Raw genomic sequence first — 20,936 nt, 5'->3', positions numbered from 1 at the left:
CCAAATCATGGATGCCAATCTGCCTATGAGTATTGATTCTCAAACAGTATTTCCATGGCTTTCACTCATTGTGCTCCTACCCATAGTGGGAGCATTGATAATGCCTTTCCTCCCAACGCAAGAGAGTAAAAATTCTAATCTGCCAAGAAATATTGCCTTAGTTATTTTATTAGCTGATTTTCTAATAATCATATTGGCTTTTGCCAATTTGTTTGACCCCAGCAGCGAAAGTCTGCAGTTGATTGAAAGACTTCAGTGGCTTCCTTCAATAGGACTCGAATGGTCATTAGGAGTTGATGGAATATCTGCACCGCTAGTAGTTCTAAGCGGGCTAATAACATTTTTGTCCGCAGCTGCAAGTTGGAAAATAAAACAAAAAACAAGGCTTTACTTTGCTTTGTTACTCATTCAAGCTTCAGCCCAAGCTTTAGTTTTCCTATCACAAGATTTTTTACTATTTTTCTTAGCTTGGGAACTTGAACTTGTTCCTGTCTATCTATTGATTGCTATTTGGGGAGGGAAAAGAAAACTATATGCTGCAACAAAATTCATCCTTTATACAGCGCTAGCTTCCCTTTTAATATTAATTAGTGGGCTTGCTTTAGCTCTTTCTGGAGATCAATTTACCTTTAATTTAAGTGAAATAGCAGCCAAATCTTTTACTGGTAATTTTGGGATATTTTGTTATTTAGGTTTTTTAATTGGTTTTGGAGTCAAGCTCCCTATCTTTCCACTTCATACCTGGCTGCCAGATGCTCATGGGGAGGCAAATGCACCAGTTTCGATGTTATTAGCTGGTGTTTTATTAAAAATGGGAGGTTACGCTCTCATAAGATTTAACGTCCAAATTTTACCGGATACTCATTTAATACTTGCTCCAGCGCTGATTATCATTGGGATAGTAAATATTATTTATGGTGCTCTAAATGCTTTTGCTCAAGATAATGTAAAAAGACGCATAGCTTGCAGTTCAGTAAGTCATATGGGTTTTGTTCTTGTAGGGATTGGTGCAATTAATGCTCTTGGAATCAGTGGAGCGATGCTACAAATGATTAGCCATGGACTGATTGCTGCCGCAATGTTTTTTGTTACTGGAAGTTTTTATGAAAGAACCAATACTCTTTCAATCCCCAATATGGGAGGTCTAGCAAAAGCTTTGCCAATTACTTTTGCATTCTTCTTGGCCAGTTCGCTAGCTTCACTAGCCTTACCAGGAATGAGTGGGTTTATAAGTGAAATCACAGTTTTTCTAGGAATAACTAGTCAAGAAGGATTCACTTCTTTATTTAGAGCAATAACAATCCTTTTAGCAGCTATTGGACTGGTTTTAACTCCTATCTACCTTCTTTCAATGTGTAGAAGGGTATTTTTTGGGCCTAGGATACCAGCTTTGTCCATAGTAAAAGAAATGGATGCAAGAGAGCTTTCTATAGGTTTAAGTCTCTTAGTTCCTACATTAGTAATAGGTTTTTGGCCAAGAATAGCTATTGATTTATATGAGGTATCAACAAATGCTCTCGCACAATCATTAATTACCAATAACCTTGTACCAATAAGTTAGTTTTTGAATCTAAAAAATGACTTCAATTAAGCAAACAGCATTATTAAAAGGTGAAGGTCTTCCTAATTATGATGAAATCACCCCTAACGAGATCACTGAAAATATACCCTTACTAATAAAAAAACTAAATGAAAAATTAAATAAACTAGAAGAACAGCTCGAAAAACAATTACACACAAAAAGCTCACTGAGTTGGGAAGATGTAATGCCTCAGCTTTATGAAATAGGTGAAAAGCTTAGGTGGAGTTGGGGGGTGGTAAGTCATCTGAATGCTGTATGCAATTCCGCTGAACTACGTGAGGTTTATTCAAATCAGCAACCTACTATAGTTAGATTTAGTAATCAGCTTGCTCAAAACGAAGTCATTTTCAAGGCGCTCTCAAATTTAAAAGAGCATGGAAAGATAAAGGATGAAACACAAATAAGAATAATTGAGACAGAACTAATAACCATGAAAAACAAAGGAATTGGTCTAGAGGCCAACGAAAAAGCTCTCTTTAATTCTCGCAGTGAGCGATTAGCTGAATTATCAACTACATTCAGTAACAATGTATTAGATGCGACTAAGAATTGGAGTCTTTTATTGAAAAACAAATCAGAAGTCGAGGGTCTTCCTGAAAGAGCGCTTGAGACATTAGCTCTTGCTGCAAAGGAAGCTGGTGACAAAGATGAAGAAGATAATGATCCATCAGCATCAAATGGCCCATGGAGAGTTGGCTTAGATATGCCTAGGTACATTCCTTTTCAAACTTATGCAAAAGATAGACATGTCAGAGAGAAAGTTTATAGAGCCTTTGTGAGTAGAGCTAGCGATGGAAATATTAATAACAAAAAAATAATTGAAGAAATTCTAGATCTCAGAAATAAACAGGCAAAACTATTGGGATATAAAAACTGGTGTGAAATTAGCTTGGCCACAAAGATGGCAGATAATGAAAAAGCTGTTGATATGTTACTCGAAGAATTACGATTAGCAGCAATGCCTCATGCTAAAAAAGAAGTTGTTCATCTTCGTGAGTGTGCCAAAAGAAATGGGGAAAACGAAGATTTTGAGCTATCTCCATGGGATGTAAGTTTTTGGGCTGAAGTTCTACGCAAAGAGAAATTCGACCTTGACCAGGAGAAACTCAGACCATGGTTTCCTTTAAATCAAGTTCTTAATGGTCTATTCAATTTATGCAAAAGACTTTTTGAAATTGACATTGAAGAAGCAAGTAATACAGCTCCTTTGTGGCATGAAGATGTCCGTTTCTTCAATGTTAAGAATTTAGATGGCCAGAAAATTGCATCTTTCTATCTAGATCCCTTCAGTCGTCCTGCGACAAAAAGAGGAGGTGCCTGGATGGATGAATGTTTGTGCCGAAATCAAAAAACGAAAGATGATATTGTTCTCCCAGTAGCCTATTTAGTCTGCAATCAAACGCCTCCTATTGCAGACAAGCCAAGTTTAATGAGTTTCGAAGAAGTAGAAACTCTCTTCCATGAATTTGGTCATGGACTACAACATATGTTGACAACTGTAAATTACCCTCAAGCAGCCGGTATTAATAACGTTGAATGGGATGCTGTCGAATTAGCAAGCCAATTTATGGAAAATTGGTGCTTAGAAGATCAAACAATTTCTGAAATAGCAATACATTGGAAGACGAAAGAACCACTACCAGAATCGGAAATTAATAAATTGAGGCTAAGCAGAACATTTAATTCTGGGCTTTCGACTTTAAGACAAATACATTTTGCTCTTACTGATCTAAAACTCCATAGTCAATGGAATGAAGATTTAGGAATTTCCCCAGATGAATTGCGACGAGAAATCGCAAAAAATACAACAGTGATGGATCCTATTCCAGAAGATCAATTTCTCTGTGCCTTCAGTCATATTTTTGCTGGTGGCTATGCTGCTGGATACTACTCTTATAAATGGGCTGAGGTACTTAGCTCTGATGCCTTTGCCGCATTTGAAGAGGCAGGCCTTTCTAATCAGGACCAAGTCCGAAAGATTGGTAAAAAATATCGCGATTCAATTCTTAGTCTTGGTGGTAGTCGTTCACCCAATAAGGTTTTCAAACAATTCAGAGGAAGACTTCCCTCTACTGAAGCTTTAATTAGACATAGCGGTCTTAACTAGCTACTATTGAAAATCTTTTTGGCTAAGATGTCTAGGGAATTAGAATTTGTTATCAATTCTTTATGTGTCAACACAGGTAAGTGATAGGAATCACCAATAGGAAGTTTTGCTTGCCACCCTGGGAATGACATCAAATCCCATTTTGTAAAAAAGCTAGTGCATTCAACCTTTTCTAGAGAAGTCAAATCATTGTTTAATTGAGATAGTAAACTACTTCCTCTTTTCATCTCTGCAATACCTGGCATCAAAAATGAAGGGATCATTTGAGCTGTGAAAGTACCAAAATGAGGACTACCAATACTAAAAAAACGTTTAGTTCTTAAAAAACCATCATAATTTTGCATCCAAAACCTACTAATTAATCCACCCATAGAAAAACCAACAATATCAATTTCGATTTCAGAACCCACTAATTCCTCAATCTTAGAATCAAGATCATGAGCTAAATGCCTAATAGATGTTTTTCCATATTTGTGTGGTAAATGTGGTCTGTACAATTGATAGTCATCTTTTTTATTTTTTTAATTAATTTTTCAAATAATTTAGGATTGTTCCACAAACCATGAACAAGAAAAATTGGTCTATTGTTTGTATCCAATTAATTAATGGGATATAAGAAATTTCTTTTTTTTTCGATTAGGACACTTCCCGTAAATCCATGTATTGGTGGCGAGCATTTTGTCAGCAAGATATGAATTGGAACTGGACCATATAGAGACTCAAGAAGATTCAAAATTTGATCACTAAAATATTCAATCGTTAAACATTTGATTTCAAATGAAAGTTTTTTAACTGCTTTAATTGCTTCGCTATAGTCTATTGATTTATCTAATTGATCAAACTTTGATGACTCATCCAAATCCAACCAGAAACTGATGTCAAGAAGGAAACTTTGACCATGTATTCGCTCACTTTCTAAAACACCTACATGGGCCCATAGATTTAAATCTTTTATATGAATTGCGCTTAAATTATTTAATTGACTCATAACGGTAAATCAATATGAGAAAAACTTCTATCTCCAGAAGCGAAATCCTTAACAAGATCAGCATCACCTCTGAGATAATAGCGATAGGTAACTAAGCCTTCCAATCCAACTGGTCCTCTCGGTGGAAGAGTTTGAGTACTTATCCCAACTTCAGCTCCAAACCCATATCGGAAACCATCAGCAAAACGAGTAGAGCAATTATGGTAAACACCTGCACTATCTATCGAACTTAAAAATTTCTCAGCAACTCCCTTGTCATCACTAACTATCGCCTCAGTATGACGAGAGCTATATTTACGAATATGTTCAATAGCTTCGTCAACATTGCGAACAATTTTTATTGAAAGAATTAAATCAAGATATTCTGTAGACCAGTCTGCTTCATTAGCCTTGTTTTTCACCCCTAAAGATTGGCTCTTTGCATCTCCCTTAAGAGTAACTCCTGCACTAGAAAAACTTGGCAAGCCTTTTTTCAAAAACATCTCGGCAACATCTTCATGAATTAATAATGTCTCAATTGCATTGCAAGCAGCAGGGTATTGAATCTTACTATCCAAAGCTATGCTTATAGCTTTATCAATATCTACAGAATTATCAACATATAGATGACATATTCCATCAGCGTGCCCTAAAACAGGGATACGTGTATTTTCTTGAATAAACTGGACTAACTGATTACTACCCCTAGGTATTATCAAATTCACAAACCGATCTAAACGAAGTAAACCTAAACTTTCTTGACGTGTAGTGAGCAAAGACAACGCTCCAGAGCCCACAGTTGATTTACTTAAACCTTTATCAAGAGAATCCATTATTGCTTGATTTGTGGCTTTTGCTTCACTTCCTCCTTTTAATAAAGCTCCATTCCCAGAACGAACAGCAAGCGAGGCTATTTGAATTAATGCATCAGGTCTGGATTCAAATATCACTCCTAAGACTCCTAATGGAACTGTCACTCTTTCAAGAATAAGGTTTTCATACAATTCCCGATGAAGTTGTCTATTACCTATTGGATCTGCAAGATTTGAAACTTTAAGAACTCCATCAATGCATCCTTTGAGTTTAGTTTTTGTTAACTGAAGTCTTGATAAAAGTGATTTATTCAACCCTTCTTTTTCTGATCTTTCAAGATCTTGAACATTTGCTTTTAATATTTCATCAGCATTATCATTCAAAGCATTTGCCATTTCAGTCAAAGCCTCACACCTTTGTTCATTAGTGGATTGACCAAGCAAAATAGAAGCCTCTTTTGCACTCTCTGCTACTTTTATTAGCTGGGGCGTAGGATCAGGAACTGAAAAGTTTGTACTCATTTGATTTGGATCAACTGTTTAATCAAAGATAATTTCACCGTCTTTAAAATATTCCTTTAATGGTGAATCAAGCAATAAAAGAAGATAAAAATCTATCGAACTGAGCATTTTTTAATTAAATTATTCTTAATAAACTAGTCATTTATTTAATATCTAAAAAAGAGTTGGAGCTGACTTTGCCAATTTCCACTCTTATCAAACGAGCCTAGTACTCCTACATTAGGGTTCATTTGAAAAGTAATATTTCCTTTCGGTGGAATATCTTGTCGATTAGGAGCAGCCTGAACTGAGAAATTAATTTTATCGTTAAAGTCAACTCCTATTTCAGTCACCCATGCCTGTTGCTCTTGCAAATTAGCACCCTCCTGATCACTACTTGAAGAACCACTATCACTCCCATCATCCTCTGAATCTGATCCAGTTATATATGCAGGATACAAAGAAATTTGAAGCCTATCACTTAAAAATCCATTGATATTGCCTTGGAGGTATGAAGCAAAAGATCTATTCAAAAAGCTAGCAAGTACATCACTATTACCTCCACTACTTATTAAATTTGCAAGAGAATTACCTCCTATAAGTCCTAACAACTCAGTTCTTCCCAAAGATGGAGTACTTCTCAATTGAAAATTTTCACTAATGCGATCTGCAGGTCCAGAGGCTGTCACTTCGACATTTACAAAACGAGATCCTCCAATACCAAATGATGCCATGCCATTAGAGGAAAAATTACTTACGTCTCTAACATTATCTGGGACACGACTTTTAAGAGTCACGTCAACATATGGAACCAAACCCATAGACGGTACAAATACTGCGACATTAGGTTCACTTTGGTCTAGATTAAAAGTAGTCGTAAAGAGATTAACGTAGCCACTAACAAGTTTAATAACTCCGCTAACATCAAGAGTCTCGTCAAAAGCGCCATTTAAGAGAAGGAAGCCATTTGTTTCGAAGCTTGCCAATGGTTGAGAGACTAATCGCAATGAAGGGCCAAGTACAAGCTTTAAATTGTCAAACATTATTGATTCAAATCCATTAGGCAAGCCAGCACTAACTATTCGACTTGCAGGTGCATCTTCATTTTGTATAAATAACACTAGAGGTTCTCTCTGGTTCCAGTTTTGTTCTGGTACTCTACGACTTATTTTCGCCTTAGAATCTTCATAACGGTTCGATTTGTCAGATGTAGTCTTATCTGGATTATTAGCTCTTTTAGCAAAAATTGAACCTTCAGAGATAAAAACTTCACCTGCCAATTGAGGTTTCAAAATAGATCCCTTAATAACAATGTTAGATGAAGCACTGACATCAGAAAATGCCGTTTTAATACGTGTTTTTTCTATGGAAAGAGCCAATGGCTCGTTTTCACTTGATTGAGCATCAAATAACGAAATTCCACCTTGACTGCTAATGAAACCGTTTGCTCCTATATTTGCTTTGAGATTACGGACTTCAAGTCGATTGAAATCAAAAACTATTGTGCTATTCAAATTATTAATTTCTTTATCTTGAAAAAGTAACTCACTGTCTTTTAAAACCAAAAAACCATTCGCGACCGGTTTTGGAGGGGTTCCACTAATTAAGACGCTTAGATCAGCTGTCCCTGAGGTCCAAGATACATTCCCTTTCGTTAGCCCCGTCAAAAAAGCCAACCCATCTCCATGACTTTCGACCTTTAGATCAATAGGGTAAGAACTTATTAGTGGGTAGGTTCCGACTAACTTAACAGGATTTGCCGAAGATTTATCCCTTATAGCGATATCAAACTCTAGATAGTTATCTTTAATAAAAATATTTCCATTATCTAATATAATATTTCTATTATAAATTATTGTATCCTTAATAATTAAATCTGCTGTAACGCGTGGGGATAGATTACCTAAATTGTATTTACCCTTTAAACCAAAATAACCGTCAACTGCTGAAGGTATCGGTGCAACTAAAGATAATAATGAAAAATTAAAATTAAGTAATGAGAAATCTCCCATTCCTGAAGCTAGATTTCCATTAAAAGTTGCTTTAAAAGGTCTAATATTATTAGAATTTATAATCTTCAATTTATTTGTCCAAACCTTACCAGAGGCTTTAGCTTCTAAATTTAAATCAGAAAGGCTTGGTCCACTTAATTTAATATCAGCATTAATTTTCCCATTAAGATCATAAGGATTAATTATGCTCTGATTATTTATCTTAGCAATTTCTTCTCTATATGAATTCTGAGACTTAATTAAGGCTACTAACTGACTATCTATAGAACTATTAGGATAACCAATTATAAATTTTTCTATATCTTCAGCCTTACCCATTGCATCAGAATACTTCAATCCTAATTTAGGAAACTCTAAAGCCGTTGCGGCAATCCAATTAGAGCTTACATCCTTTACTTGAGCTAACAAAGAAAATTCGGACACATTATTAATATCAAATTTAATCTTTCCATTTTCCGATGGAATTAATTCACCTGTTAAATTAGTTTCTGAATTTTTAATTTGACCTTTAATACTTGCTTTTTTTAATTTGAAACCTAACAATCTAAAATAATCTAAATTCAAATCACCATTAAAAAATAATGGGTCAAGAGAAAGTATTCCATTACCTGAAACTTCCCCAAAGATTCGTTTAAAACTTTTCTCAGGCGGGAAAGCAACCTCAACTCGATCTAATCTAAACTTATTAGCGTCCCATTCAAAGGCATTTAATTTTGGTTTTAAACTTATTTCACCACCTAATCTATTTAGATTTAAACTATTAAAATTACCATACTTATTCAAGTTGATTTGAAGATTCCCGGGGATAGAAGCACCCTCCGATTCCATTCTCAAACTACCCCATTTCTTTTCACTTGGAATACGAGTAAAAGAACCTCTCCATTTTTCCCTCAATCGAATACCGTTGATTTGTGGATTTTCTAAAGAAAGGTTAATGGTAGAGTTCAGAGAAGTTAATGGTCCATAAAAACCACCTTTTGTATTTAATTTTCCTGATAGTGATGCATTTAGTATTTGATTTAAAGCACCTAAAGGGAAAGATTCTAAATTAAAATCTGCATTTAACTCTCCAGGGATAAATTGTCTATTAACTACTGAAATTGGTAATTCTAATTTCAAAGAAAGTGGTTTATGTTCGAAATCTTTAATTTTAACTTTGGTTACAGAATTTATATAAGTTTTATCCTTTTTGTAAAACGGAATCTCAACCGAATTAGATATATTCCAATATCCATAATTCCAATTTGAGTCTTTTAACTGAAGCTTATTATTATCACATTTTATTGTTGATTTATTTGCAGATAAGGTATCACTTAGACCTCCCCCATTTAGAGTTAAATTGTTAAAGATCAAACCACCTTTACACCTTATTAAACCTTTCTTGACTCCCAAGTTTAGATTTCCATTTATATTTCCTCTAGCAATAATGTTAGAATTATCTCCTAAAATCCCTTCAAAGATACCAAGACTAAGTTTATTAACTTTTACTTTAGTTTGGAATTCTATTCCATCCCAATAACCCTTTCCTGAAAGGAATAGACTTCCTTGTTTTTTGGAGTCTATGTTAATCGCACCATAAATCTTTTTCTTACCAAGATCAAGAGATAGGTTACCTTTCGCTAGTAATGTCGTATCCCCACGATTTAATAAAATTTTGGTTGGTTCTTTTAAATTAAATTTTAATTGAAGGTTGATTTTTTTTGGATTTTCATTCTGTGGAACGATCCAAAACGAACCAGTATCATTTTTGCTTAATAAAATTTCTGTTCCTTTTGGATTAAATATTGCAACTGGTTGCCAATTAAATAAACTCGCAAAAGGAGCAAATTTAATTGTTAAAGTTGAAATATTAACTGAGGAAGAATCTTTAATCCCTGGAAGTAGTCTTGTTGGCCCTAACTCAATTCCCCATAGCCTGAGCCCCCTATAGGAACCTATTTTCAAAGGATGACCTAATGAATTAGATAATGTTTTTTCTATTTGTGGAGAAAAGCGGCTTATAGTCCTACCTACCAGCAGATCTGCGCCACTCCAAATCAAAACACCGCTCAACGCAGCAAAGGTTCCAGCAAGTCCCCACTGCTTTAATCTTTTAGAGCTCCACTCATCTCCCATGAAACATTATTCTCAAACTTGGGGGAGCTAACAAACTATAAAGAATCAATTCAGGAGAAACCAGCCTATGTCTATGAGTGAAGTTATCCAAGATGTTACGAAATGGCTAGCCTGGGGAGGCTCAGGACTTGGCGTCTTGACTATTTTGGCTTATTTATTCAACTGGGGAATTAAATTCAGATTAACTGGGACAACAATTTTCACACTTTTACTATCTTTTAGTTGCTGGGCCTTTGAGCAAAGTTATACTCCTCCTTTTAATGTCGAAGGTTACAAATATGCTCCTATTGTTTATGACAATGGATTTGATTTAGTTGTTGCTCAAGCATCAAATGACTTTCCTAAAGAAGCTATCAAACCAACATTGTTACAAATAGCTGGTAATTTGAAAGGGGGGGGGAGGAATGGTGCTCAGGTCAAAGTCAGGCTAAGAAAGATAGAATCAGCTGGTGATGGAATAAGTAAACCAATTATTCTAGGTGAATTAATCAATGATTTAAAAGAATCAAAGATAATAGAATTACCCGATAGGAATTACTCTTCAAGTGAATATTTATCGAATAACGCTGCTATTGAAGAAATCACATCAATAGAGACTGATGAATAATAAGTCATTATTGAAAGATCTTCCTAAAGCCTTTTATCAAGAAGAAAAAATACTCTTATCAAATAATATAAAAACGTGGGACTCTTTATTATCTATTAGTGATGAAGAAATCAATCATCTAATCTATGGAAGTCTGGGTAGTGTTCGCAATCTAAAAAGACTTAAATGCATAGCGTATTTTATCTGTACTTTAGATATTCAACTTAACGAAGCAGCCTTGCTTATGCACTCAGGATTAATTTCAAACAAGGCCATTTCAAGACTTACTCCTCAAGAGCTAGTTCAAAAAACAGGACGCTTTGAAAGAATTCTTCGAACAGGAAGAATTCCAATAATAGATCTAAAAAAAGCTCACTTTTTAATAGAGAAAGCGAAAAAAACATTATTTAATTTACCCAAGAAGAATTAAGTAATAGAATATAAATAATTGAAAATAAACTAGGTAAATAAGAAAAATGAATAGTTTACTAATCACTTTAATATTTACATCACTTGGACTCAGTCAAGATGCAATAGCTCAATCAAGACTTCTTGAGGGTGTAAAAAGGAATCCTGATGAAGCAAAATCTATTTGTAAAACTTTCCGAGAACTAAATAAAGAAAACATTTCAGCTGGTTCATCAAAATCTATTCAACAAATCTCAATTCAAAAGAACATAAGCGAAGTTGATGCTGAGATCCTTTCTATGTACGTAAGAGGTCTTTATTGCCCAGAAACTTTTTAAAAAAATAATGAATTCAATAAAATATAGAGACGAAGACTTTCAACTTAAAGACGGAACATTACTAAAATCTAGAATCTGGTTTCCTCAGGGAAATGGGCCATGGCCTACCTTGCTTATGCGCCAGCCTTATAAAAGAGAAATTGCTTCTACAGTCACCTATGCCCATCCCTCTTGGTGGGCTAGCAATGGCTATTTAGTTGTCATTCAAGATGTGCGAGGGCAAGGTGGATCTGAAGGTGTATTTTCAGGTTTTAGTCAAGAAGCTTCAGACACCAGTCAAACGCATAATTGGGTTAGATCTTTACCTGAATGCAATGGTCTCCTAGGCACATATGGTTTTTCATATCAAGGATTAACGCAGCTCATCGCAGAAGAAGGGACACCTCCTCCTGATTGCATTATTCCTGCGATGACAGGCCTTTCGGAGGATGCTCATTGGAGTTGTGAAGGAGGGGCTTTTTGGTGGCACTTGGGCATTGGATGGGGTTTGCAATTAGCTGCCCAAAAAGCACAAAGAGAAAAGAATTGGACAGCTTGGCACGAAATTCGTGAAAACCTTGAATCAAAAAAATATTTATTTAATGGACATGAATTACTTAAAAAGAATGACCCAGAGGGAATGGCCTATAAGTGGCTAAATCTTTCCTCCAGAAAAAATCTTCAATGGAAAACTCATAAGCCATTAGATAGCTGGTTAATAAAACCTTTGCTTCTAATTGGGGGGTGGTGGGATCCCCATTTAAGAGGAATTATAGATATTTTTGAGAAAGCTAAAAAAGCAGGAGGGAATCCTAAATTACTAATTGGTCCTGCAACTCATCTTCAATGGTGGGAGGGTGCACAACTTACACAGTTAAATTTTTTTGATTCTCATTTAAAAGAAAAAAACAAAGAAATTCTTTCCAAAAAAATCAGTCTTTGGAATCTAACCACGAAGAATTGGGAGCTTTCAGTTAAAAGTAAAACTCCTGCATGGAATCTTCGTAGCAAAGGTTTAGCCTCCATAAGTCATCTTGAAGGAGGCCTAGTCCCTAATTCTGATTCACAAGAAAACGGTGAAGTGAATTTAGTTCATGACCCATGGAGACCTATACCAGCGATCGGAGGGCATCTTAGTGATACGCCAGGTGAAGCAAACAGATTTAATCTTGATATTCGCCCTGACGTCGCAGTATTTACATCAATTCCTTTTTTAAACGATCTTAGGCTGGAGGGTATCCCAACTCTTTTTTTAGAAACCAAGTGTGACAGGGAAAGTTTTGATCTATTCGTTGCATTATCAATAATTCCCAATGAACTTGAAAATACAGCCAATCAACTTTCTACTGGTGTACTCAGAATTGTCAATTGTGATAAAGGTATAAAAAGCCCAAGAAAGATCACACTTCAACCAGTTCTCGCCACATTTAAACAAGGAGATCGTTTAAGAATTTCAATCTCAGGGTCTGGATGGCCAGCAATTGGAATCAATCCTGGACAGAGTCAATATTTATGTGAAGGGCCCAGTCCTCACTGCTTAGTGACTACAATTTCACTTTTGCTTTCAAAGTCAAAACTTAAATTTGAATCACTTATTTCCTCTTAGGGGTTCAATATTTACTTGCATAGCATTAAGCTAACTAGCTATTTCAGCAATAAGTCATGTCTGTCTCTATTCTTCTAGATTCTTTGAGAGATGACGGGCAAAGACTTTCTGAATGTAGACATGAAAGTCCATTTTCCATTCTTGGTCCTCAACAGTTTAAAGATAAATGGATAATTCGAATATGGATGCCTGAGGCAAGTGAAGTTGAACTAATAACACAAGGAAAGACAGTTCAGCTACAAAATCCCAACCATGAATGGATATTTGAGGGGGTTTTAGAAAAAGATCCTGGTACTGATTATCAAATAAAAGTAAATCGAGGAGGAATTGAACATGTGCAACATGATCCATGGAGCTTCCGAAAAGAGTGGATGGGTGAAATTGATAGACACCTTTTCGCGGAGGGAAATCACCACCACATATGGCGAAAAATGGGTGCTCACCTTACTGAAATAGATAAAAAGCAAGGAGTTATGTTTTGCTTATGGGCGCCTAATGCAAAAAGCGTTTCTGTTATTGGTGATCTCAATTCATGGGATGGTCGACATCACCCTATGCAGAAACGTCTGGGAGGGATTTGGGAACTATTCATACCTGGTCTAAATGAAGGAGATTTATATAAATATGAAATCAGGACTGAAAAAGGACATTGCTACGAGAAAGCTGACCCTTATGGTTTTCAACATGAAGTAAGACCAGCAAAAAGCTCAGTCATAGCAAAAATCGACTCATTTAAATGGAATGATCAGTCTTGGATATCCAGTCGTGACAATAAAGATCCTTTAGAGCAACCAATATCGGTTTATGAAATGCATTTAGGAAGCTGGATGCATGCTTCCTCAGATGATCCATTTATCAATTCAAACGGAGAACATAGGCCCCCTGTCCCAGCAGCAGATATGAAGCCTGGCTCACGATTGCTTACATACAAAGAGCTGGCAAATAAGGTCATTCCCTATGTCAAAGAGAGAGGCTTCACTCATATCGAGCTTATGCCAATTTCAGAACACCCTTTTGATGGGTCATGGGGATATCAAGTTACTGGTTGGTATGCGCCTACAAGTAGATATGGATCACCAGATGAGTTTCGAGCCTTCGTTGATTCATGCCATAAAGAGGGAATAGGAATCATTCTCGATTGGGTTCCAGGCCACTTCCCTAAAGATCAGCATGGACTTGCTTATTTTGATGGTAGCCATCTATATGAGCATTCAGATCCCAGAATTGGAGAGCACAAAGAATGGGGAACATTAATTTTCAATTACAGTCGAAATGAAGTTCGTAATTTTCTTGTTGCAAATTTGATTTTCTGGTTTGATCAATTTCATATAGATGGAATACGTGTTGATGCAGTTGCCTCAATGCTTTACAAAGACTATCTTCGTCCGGAGGGTGAATGGATACCTAATGATGATGGAGGAAATGAAAATTTTGAAGCAGTCAGATTTTTACAACAGGCTAATCACGTTCTTTTTCAACATTTTCCAGGTGCACTTTCTATTGCCGAAGAGTCAACCACATGGACTGGTGTAACCAAACCAACTGATATGGATGGACTCGGTTTCAATCTAAAGTGGAACATGGGTTGGATGCACGACATGCTCGATTATTTTGAAATTGACCCATGGTTTAGACAATTTAATCAAAACAACATTACTTTCTCCATTTGTTATAACTTTACCGAAAACTTTATGCTTGCTTTAAGCCATGATGAAGTTGTTCACGGAAAAAGTCATCTCCTACATAAGATGCCAGGTGATGACTGGCAAAAGTATGCTAATACGCGAGCCTTACTTGCATATATGTGGACACATCCAGGTAAAAAAACAATATTTATGGGAATGGAATTTGGGCAGCGTCAAGAATGGAATGTTTGGGATGATTTGCAATGGGATCTGCTAAATTATGAACCTCACAAAGGCATACAGAAATTAGTAGATGATTTGAATACTTTATACAAAAAAGAACCTGCTTTATGGAGAAATGATTTTGAAGAATACGGATTCCAATGGATTGATTGCGACGATAATAGAAATTCAGTAATTAGTTTTATGAGAAGAGAAAAAACTGATGGTCAATGGTTAGTTATAGTTGCCAACTTTACCCCTCAAAATCACTCTAATTACAGAATAGGTGTACCTATAGATGGGTTCTATGAAGAAATTTTCAACACAGATGCGAGTCAATATGGAGGCTCAAATTTAGGAAATATGGGAGGGAAATCAACAGATTCACACAACATACATGGCTATGAAAATTCTATAGATCTATGTCTTCCTCCTCTTAGCGTTCTAGTCTTCAAGCATAAATCCAACAAGAATTAACCCTCCGCGAATAGAAATGTTTCAACCTTGCCTCATAACCTAATTTCACCTGTCGTCTAGATGTAAAAATTCAAAAGGTATGACGAACTTTTGCAGAGAACGTATTTCATGTTTTTCAAGTTACTGCTTCATGTAAATTTTTCTCTTAAAAGGACAAAATAATGAACGAAACTACTCCTCTACTACTTCGTGCAGCTCGCGGAGAAAATGTTGAAAGGCCCCCGGTTTGGATGATGCGACAAGCAGGAAGATACATGAAGGTATATCGCGACCTGCGTGATAACCACCCAAGTTTCAGGGAAAGATCAGAAAACCCCGATCTTTCTTATGAAATTTCAATGCAACCTTTTAAGGCTTTTCAACCAGATGGAGTAATACTTTTTTCTGATATCTTAACTCCTCTCCCTGGAATGGGAATTAACTTTGACATCGTTGAAAGTAAAGGGCCCTTGATAAATGACCCAATAAGAACTCTCAAACAAGTTAAAGATCTAAAGCCCCTTCAACCTGAAGAAAGCATGTCTTTTGTTGGTGAAGTCCTTGGGAGGCTAAGGGAAAGCGTTGGGAACAAGGCTGCGGTTTTAGGATTTGTAGGTGCTCCTTGGACTCTTGCTGCATATGTTGTAGAGGGGAAAAGCAGCAAAAATTATGCAGTTATTAAGGCGATGGCATTTCAAGAGCCAGAACTACTGCATCAACTTTTAAATCACTTTGCAGAATCAATTGCGAACTATTTGTCCTACCAAATTGAATCTGGAGCCCAAGTAGTTCAAATGTTTGATTCATGGGCAGGACAATTAAGTCCACAAGATTATGACGTGTTTGCTGCACCTTATCAACAAAAAGTAGTCAATCTAGTAAAAGAGAAACATCCAGATACCCCTATGATTTTATATATCTCTGGCAGTGCTGGAGTTCTTGAAAGGATGGGACAAACTGGAGTAGATATAGTCTCTCTAGATTGGACTGTTGACATGGAAGATGGACTAAACAGACTGCCTCAATCAGTGGGGGTTCAAGGGAATGTTGACCCAGGACTTTTGTTTGGTACTCCAGATGCGATCAGATCAAGAATTGTTGATGTAGTAAAAAAAGCAAAAGGTAGAAAACATATTCTTAACCTTGGTCATGGAATACTTCCTGGAACGCCCGAAGAAAACGCAAGAGTATTTTTCGAGGCTGGTAAAAATGTCAATGAGCTTATAAAAGTTTCATCTTGAAAAACGAAATAATTCTGATCACAGGAGCAAGTGGATGTGTAGGACAATACATAGCAAATTGGCTAATCGAAAACTCAAGTTCAGAATTACTTTTATGGGTTAGAGATCCAAAAAAAATAACTTCAATAAGTTTAGAAAATCCAAGGATTAAAGTTTTAGTAGGTGATTTAAGACAATCAAATAAGTTCAAGAAAGAAATTTCAGAAGTTAACAGAGTTATTCATACAGCAACTGCTTGGGGTGATCCTAAAAGAGCGAAAGAAGTAAATATTGATGCAGTAAAAAATTTGCTCAATTTACTAAATCCTTCGAATATCAAACAAATTATTTATTTCTCAACTGCAAGTGTTCTTGATAGAAACTTAAATTTGTTACCTGAAGCTTTTACCTATGGAACAGAGTATATACAAACGAAAGCACAATGCCTCAGAGAGCTTGAGTCTCATGAGCTTGCAACCAAGATCATAGCTGTTTTCCCAACACTAGTTTTTAGCGGACGTTTAGATGGTAAAAGTAAATTCCCAACTAGTTATCTTACCGAAGGACTTAGAGATGCATTGAAATGGATTTGGCTGGCAAGATGGATAAAATTATTCTCAAGATTTCATTTTATTCACGCAGCAGATATCGCTTTCATTTGCGGACATCTAGCCACCTCTGCTTACGAGCCTACACCAAGCATTTCTGGTACTAAAATAAGAAAATTCGTCTTAGGGCAACCCTATATAAGTATTGATGTGGCAGTTCAGACGCTTCTAAAATGGAAAGGAATGAGTAGAGTTCCTCAAATCCCTCTTTGGACTTGGCTTCTTGAACTTTTAACGATATTACTACCAATTCAAATTACAAACTGGGATAGATTTAGTCTTAGACAAAAAAACTTTATACATGAACCAGTAACCTCTCCTGAAACCTTTGGAGGTATTAGTTATGCTAAAACTTTAAGTCAAGTTTTACATAATTCTGGTTTAAATAAACACTAAAATGGCAAACAGAGGCTAAAGTAGTAAAATTAAAAAAAGAAAAGAATTAATTTCATGATTCGTTCTATTTCAACAGCTTTATTTGCTTTCTTTGCATTCCTAGTAATTGGCGTATCCAATGTGAATGCTTCAACTGTTGAAGTTAAGCTTGGCACCGATGCAGGAATGCTTGCTTTCGAACCAAGCACCCTAAACATAAGCGCCGGTGACACCGTAAAGTTTGTAAATAACAAACTAGCTCCTCATAATGCTGTTTTTGACGGAAATGATGATCTAAGCCATCCAGATTTAGCATTCGCTCCAGGAGAGTCTTGGGAGAGAACTTTCAGCACTGCTGGAACATACGACTTTTATTGCGAGCCTCACAGGGGTGCGGGCATGGTTGGAAAAATCGTAGTTAATTAAATCTCCTAATAGAATTTGTTAAAGATGGGGGGTCACCCCCATCTTTTTTTATGAAAAAATATATTTAGAAATTTAATCAAAAACAATAATGAGCACAATTTTTTTTAAGAAGAAAAAACCATTACAATTTAAAACATAAAATATTTCTTCTTAGCTTAGAAAAAGTGTTATTTCGCTATAAAATGGGAAAATTTTTATCATAATAAAATTCTGATCAACATGAATAATGGTCTAATTAGATAAAACTAATATATTAAAAGTTCAACTAATTAGTTCCAAAACATAAAGTGATCTAACAAATTATTCTACAAATAAAAAAAGGTCGGTTTTCTTATATTTATACAATCAAAAGACTTGAATATTATAAATATGGCTCTTAATTTTAAGGGATGAAGGTAAATCCGGATGATTTTACAGACATTGCTTGGCAAGGGATCATTGATGCAAAAGATCTAGCCTTAAATGAAAAACATCAGACTTTAGAAACAGAACATCTTCTTTGGTCTCTTCTAAAGAAAAATGAAATCGCAATAAAAGCAATAGAAAGATCGGGCGGATCAGTAAAAAATCTACTCATAGAAATAGAAGAATTTATAAAGAACCAACCAAAAATGCTGAAGGAACAAGAATCAATTTTCTTTGGTAAAAATATATCTTTTTCAATTTCAAGAGCAAAAATTATTAAACAATCTTTCAAAGATGGTTTTATTTCAAGCGAACATTTAGTGATTTCCCTATTTGATGACGAGAGAGTTTGTCATAGGTTACTAAAACAAAATCAAATCAACAAAAACAGTCTGCTAGAGGCTATCAATTCTATTAGAGGTGACACAAAAGTGACCCAGAAAAATGCTGAAAATAGCTACGAAGCTCTGCAAAAGTACGGACTAGACCTTACTTCTGCCGCCAGAGATGGAAAATTAGATCCTGTAATTGGAAGAGATGAGGAAATCCGAAGAACTATTCAAATACTTAGCCGTAGAACTAAAAATAATCCCGTTTTAATTGGGGAAGCTGGCGTAGGTAAAACAGCAATTATTGAAGGTTTAGCACAAAGAATTATCAACGGAGATGTTCCTACAGCCCTTGAAGACCGTCAACTAATTTCCTTAGACATGGGAGCATTAATAGCAGGAGCAAAATTCCGTGGTGAATTTGAAGAAAGACTTAAGTCAGTTCTTAAAAATGTCACAGATTCAGAAGGAAAAATAATTTTGTTCATTGATGAAATACATACTGTCGTCGGAGCAGGAGCGAGTGGTGGTGCAATGGATGCTAGTAATCTCCTAAAGCCAATGCTTGCCAGAGGTGAACTGAGATGTATTGGAGCAACAACAATCAATGAACATAAAGAAAATTTTGAGAAAGACCCTGCTCTGGAAAGAAGATTTCAGCAAATACTTGTAAAACAACCCTCTGTTCAAGATACGATCTCGATCTTACGTGGACTAAAAGAAAGATATGAAGTCCATCATGGTGTTCGTATCTCTGATAACGCTCTAATAGCCGCGGCGATATTGAGTGATAGGTATATACCCGAAAGGTTTTTACCTGATAAAGCTATAGATCTAATCGATGAATCAGCCTCACGTTTAAAGATGGAAATAACATCAAAACCAGAAGAAATTGATGAGATTGATAGAAAAATCATCCAACTTGAGATGGAGAAATTGTCTTTGGAAGGTGAGTCAGATAATTCAAGTAAAGAGAGACTCGAATTAATTACTACAGAACTAGCTTTATTAACTAAAAATCAAATGGATGTAAACAAGAAATGGAAAAAAGAGAAAGAATCAATCAAAGAAATTTCAACACTTAAAGAAGAAATAGAGAAAGTACAACTAGAAATAGAAAAAGCAAAAAGGAATTATGATCTCAATAGGGCTGCTGAACTTGAATACGGCACCCTTGTGAATTATCAACAAAATTTAAAATCTAAAGAACTTAATTTAAAAAACTCCTCTCAAAATGCCGAGAAATCTCTCTTGAGAGAAGAGGTCGTAGCCGATGATGTAGCTGAAATAATTGCAAAGTGGACATCTATCCCAGTTAAAAGACTTGCTCAAACTGAAATTGAAAAATTACTCAATCTTGAATCTAAGCTTCAAAAAAAAGTTATTGGTCAAAATAAAGCCGTTCAATCAATATCATCTGCAATACAAAGATCTAGAACAGGACTTAGTGATCCAAGCAGACCAATCGCAAGTTTTTTATTTTTAGGACCAACAGGCGTGGGGAAAACAGAATTGTCTAAAGCTTTGGCTTCTCAACTTTTTGATAGTGAAAATGCCTTAATTAGAATAGACATGTCTGAATATATGGAAAAGCACTCTATAAGTCGCTTAATTGGCGCTCCTCCTGGTTATGTTGGCTACGAAGCAGGTGGACAATTAACAGAAGCAATCAGAAGAAAACCTTACTGCGTTTTGCTCTTCGATGAAATTGAAAAAGCACATAAAGATGTTTTCAATGTATTGCTACAGATTCTTGACGAAGGCCGAGTAACTGATGGCCAAGGAAGAACAACAAATTTCAAAAACACTATTATTATTCTCACCAGTAATTTGGGAAGCGAATTAATCTCTGAAAATGATGTAACCAATAATCCGTCGACAAATATAGATGAACTTATTAATCAAGAACTGAAATCATATTTCAGGCCTGAGTTCCTAAACAGGCTTGATGAAATAATTAATTTTGATCCGCTTAAAAAAGAAACTCTACTTAAAGTAGTCGATTTACAATTAAACCGTTTGAGAGAAAGGTTGGAAGCCAAAGGAATCGAGCTTGAAATTGATGATAATGTCCTATCTTTGATTACTGAAATTGGATACAACCCAAGCTATGGTGCTAGGCCCTTAAAAAGAGTTATTCAAAAAGAATTAGAAAGTGAAATAGCAAAATATATTCTTAAAGGCAAATATAAAGAAGGAAGCACTATAAAGATAGAGATTAAAGAATCAAAATTAATTTTCAACTAAAAAACTGAAA

15 protein-coding genes are annotated in these 20,936 nt (G+C 35.6%); 11 read left to right on the top strand and 4 right to left on the bottom strand.

The genetic code is table 11. The features are described from left to right. The first annotated feature begins 7 nt into the window (after positions 1-7). Positions 8-1,561, top strand: coding sequence for an NAD(P)H-quinone oxidoreductase subunit 4 (locus O5640_RS00155; protein ID WP_420063708.1), 1,554 nt, complete (start codon positions 8-10; stop codon positions 1,559-1,561). Between the two features lie 16 nt (positions 1,562-1,577). Continuing rightward, positions 1,578-3,689, top strand: coding sequence for a M3 family metallopeptidase (locus O5640_RS00150; protein WP_269612521.1), 2,112 nt, complete (start codon positions 1,578-1,580; stop codon positions 3,687-3,689). Here the strand turns inward: O5640_RS00150 and O5640_RS00145 are convergent. The 4 genes from O5640_RS00145 to O5640_RS00130 form a co-directional block, all read right to left on the bottom strand. Continuing rightward, on the bottom strand, positions 3,686-4,186 hold the full coding sequence (locus tag O5640_RS00145) for an esterase/lipase family protein (RefSeq protein ID WP_269612519.1): 501 nt from the start codon (positions 4,184-4,186) through the stop codon (positions 3,686-3,688). The two genes, O5640_RS00150 and O5640_RS00145, sit on opposite strands and share 4 nt — an antisense overlap. 101 nt (positions 4,187-4,287) lie before the next feature. Further along, on the bottom strand, positions 4,288-4,677 hold the full coding sequence (locus O5640_RS00140) for a dihydroneopterin aldolase (RefSeq protein WP_269612518.1): 390 nt from the start codon (positions 4,675-4,677) through the stop codon (positions 4,288-4,290). Continuing rightward, a complete protein-coding gene (locus tag O5640_RS00135; protein ID WP_269612516.1) occupies positions 4,674-5,990 on the bottom strand; it encodes a glutamate-5-semialdehyde dehydrogenase in 1,317 nt (438 codons plus the stop codon). The genes O5640_RS00140 and O5640_RS00135 overlap by 4 nt, the downstream gene beginning before the upstream one ends. Positions 5,991-6,136: 146 nt before the next feature. After that, positions 6,137-10,096, bottom strand: coding sequence for a translocation/assembly module TamB domain-containing protein (locus O5640_RS00130; protein ID WP_269612514.1), 3,960 nt, complete (start codon positions 10,094-10,096; stop codon positions 6,137-6,139). 67 nt (positions 10,097-10,163) lie between these two features. On the opposite strand from O5640_RS00130, the gene O5640_RS00125 reads away from it, so the two are divergent. From O5640_RS00125 to clpB, 9 genes are all read left to right on the top strand, one after another. Beyond that, positions 10,164-10,703, top strand: a complete 540-nt coding sequence (locus O5640_RS00125) for a Ycf51 family protein (protein ID WP_269612513.1) — start codon at positions 10,164-10,166, stop codon at positions 10,701-10,703. Beyond that, on the top strand, positions 10,696-11,112 hold the full coding sequence (locus O5640_RS00120; RefSeq protein ID WP_269612512.1) for a DUF4332 domain-containing protein: 417 nt from the start codon (positions 10,696-10,698) through the stop codon (positions 11,110-11,112). Before O5640_RS00125 ends, O5640_RS00120 begins: the two co-directional genes overlap by 8 nt. 46 nt (positions 11,113-11,158) lie before the next feature. Further along, positions 11,159-11,428: a hypothetical protein gene (locus O5640_RS00115; protein ID WP_269612511.1), complete on the top strand. Its 270-nt coding sequence runs from the start codon at positions 11,159-11,161 to the stop codon at positions 11,426-11,428. 7 nt (positions 11,429-11,435) lie between these two features. Next, positions 11,436-13,013: a CocE/NonD family hydrolase gene (locus O5640_RS00110; protein WP_269612509.1), complete on the top strand. Its 1,578-nt coding sequence runs from the start codon at positions 11,436-11,438 to the stop codon at positions 13,011-13,013. Positions 13,014-13,069: 56 nt separating this feature from the next. Next, positions 13,070-15,337: a 1,4-alpha-glucan branching protein GlgB gene (gene glgB, locus O5640_RS00105; protein WP_269612508.1), complete on the top strand. Its 2,268-nt coding sequence runs from the start codon at positions 13,070-13,072 to the stop codon at positions 15,335-15,337. Positions 15,338-15,498: 161 nt separating this feature from the next. Then, positions 15,499-16,557: a uroporphyrinogen decarboxylase gene (hemE, locus tag O5640_RS00100; protein WP_269612507.1), complete on the top strand. Its 1,059-nt coding sequence runs from the start codon at positions 15,499-15,501 to the stop codon at positions 16,555-16,557. After that, entirely contained in the window at positions 16,554-17,540 is a 987-nt protein-coding gene (locus tag O5640_RS00095; protein WP_269612506.1) for an NAD-dependent epimerase/dehydratase family protein, read from the top strand. Before hemE ends, O5640_RS00095 begins: the two co-directional genes overlap by 4 nt. Before the next feature lie 54 nt (positions 17,541-17,594). Then, the gene (gene petE, locus O5640_RS00090; protein WP_269605036.1) at positions 17,595-17,945 is read left to right on the top strand and encodes a plastocyanin; all 351 of its coding nucleotides are present in this window, start codon (positions 17,595-17,597) and stop codon (positions 17,943-17,945) included. Between the two features lie 389 nt (positions 17,946-18,334). Beyond that, positions 18,335-20,926, top strand: a complete 2,592-nt coding sequence (clpB, locus tag O5640_RS00085; protein WP_269612505.1) for an ATP-dependent chaperone ClpB — start codon at positions 18,335-18,337, stop codon at positions 20,924-20,926. Positions 20,927-20,936 lie beyond the last annotated feature (10 nt).

It is taken from the genome of Prochlorococcus marinus str. MIT 0912 (genome assembly GCF_027359595.1).
GTDB lineage: Bacteria > Cyanobacteriota > Cyanobacteriia > PCC-6307 > Cyanobiaceae > Prochlorococcus_B > Prochlorococcus_B marinus_C.
The sequence above is the reverse complement of the archived record's forward strand: the minus strand, read 5'-3'. Positions and strand labels throughout refer to the sequence as shown.

Excerpts from the sequence above, each read along its gene's own strand:
- O5640_RS00110 (WP_269612509.1), top strand. The coding sequence starts at position 11,436 with ATGAATTCAATAAAATATAGAGACGAAGACTTTCAACTTAAAGACGGA.
- O5640_RS00150 (WP_269612521.1), top strand. The coding sequence starts at position 1,578 with ATGACTTCAATTAAGCAAACAGCATTATTAAAAGGTGAAGGTCTTCCT.
- O5640_RS00120 (WP_269612512.1), top strand. The coding sequence starts at position 10,696 with ATGAATAATAAGTCATTATTGAAAGATCTTCCTAAAGCCTTTTATCAA.
- petE (WP_269605036.1), top strand. The coding sequence starts at position 17,595 with ATGATTCGTTCTATTTCAACAGCTTTATTTGCTTTCTTTGCATTCCTA.
- clpB (WP_269612505.1), top strand. The coding sequence starts at position 18,335 with ATGAAGGTAAATCCGGATGATTTTACAGACATTGCTTGGCAAGGGATC.
- glgB (WP_269612508.1), top strand. The coding sequence starts at position 13,070 with ATGTCTGTCTCTATTCTTCTAGATTCTTTGAGAGATGACGGGCAAAGA.
- O5640_RS00155 (WP_420063708.1), top strand. The coding sequence starts at position 8 with ATGGATGCCAATCTGCCTATGAGTATTGATTCTCAAACAGTATTTCCA.
- O5640_RS00135 (WP_269612516.1), bottom strand. The coding sequence starts at position 5,990 with ATGAGTACAAACTTTTCAGTTCCTGATCCTACGCCCCAGCTAATAAAA.
- O5640_RS00130 (WP_269612514.1), bottom strand. The coding sequence starts at position 10,096 with ATGGGAGATGAGTGGAGCTCTAAAAGATTAAAGCAGTGGGGACTTGCT.
- O5640_RS00125 (WP_269612513.1), top strand. The coding sequence starts at position 10,164 with ATGTCTATGAGTGAAGTTATCCAAGATGTTACGAAATGGCTAGCCTGG.
- O5640_RS00115 (WP_269612511.1), top strand. The coding sequence starts at position 11,159 with ATGAATAGTTTACTAATCACTTTAATATTTACATCACTTGGACTCAGT.
- O5640_RS00140 (WP_269612518.1), bottom strand. The coding sequence starts at position 4,677 with ATGAGTCAATTAAATAATTTAAGCGCAATTCATATAAAAGATTTAAAT.
- hemE (WP_269612507.1), top strand. The coding sequence starts at position 15,499 with ATGAACGAAACTACTCCTCTACTACTTCGTGCAGCTCGCGGAGAAAAT.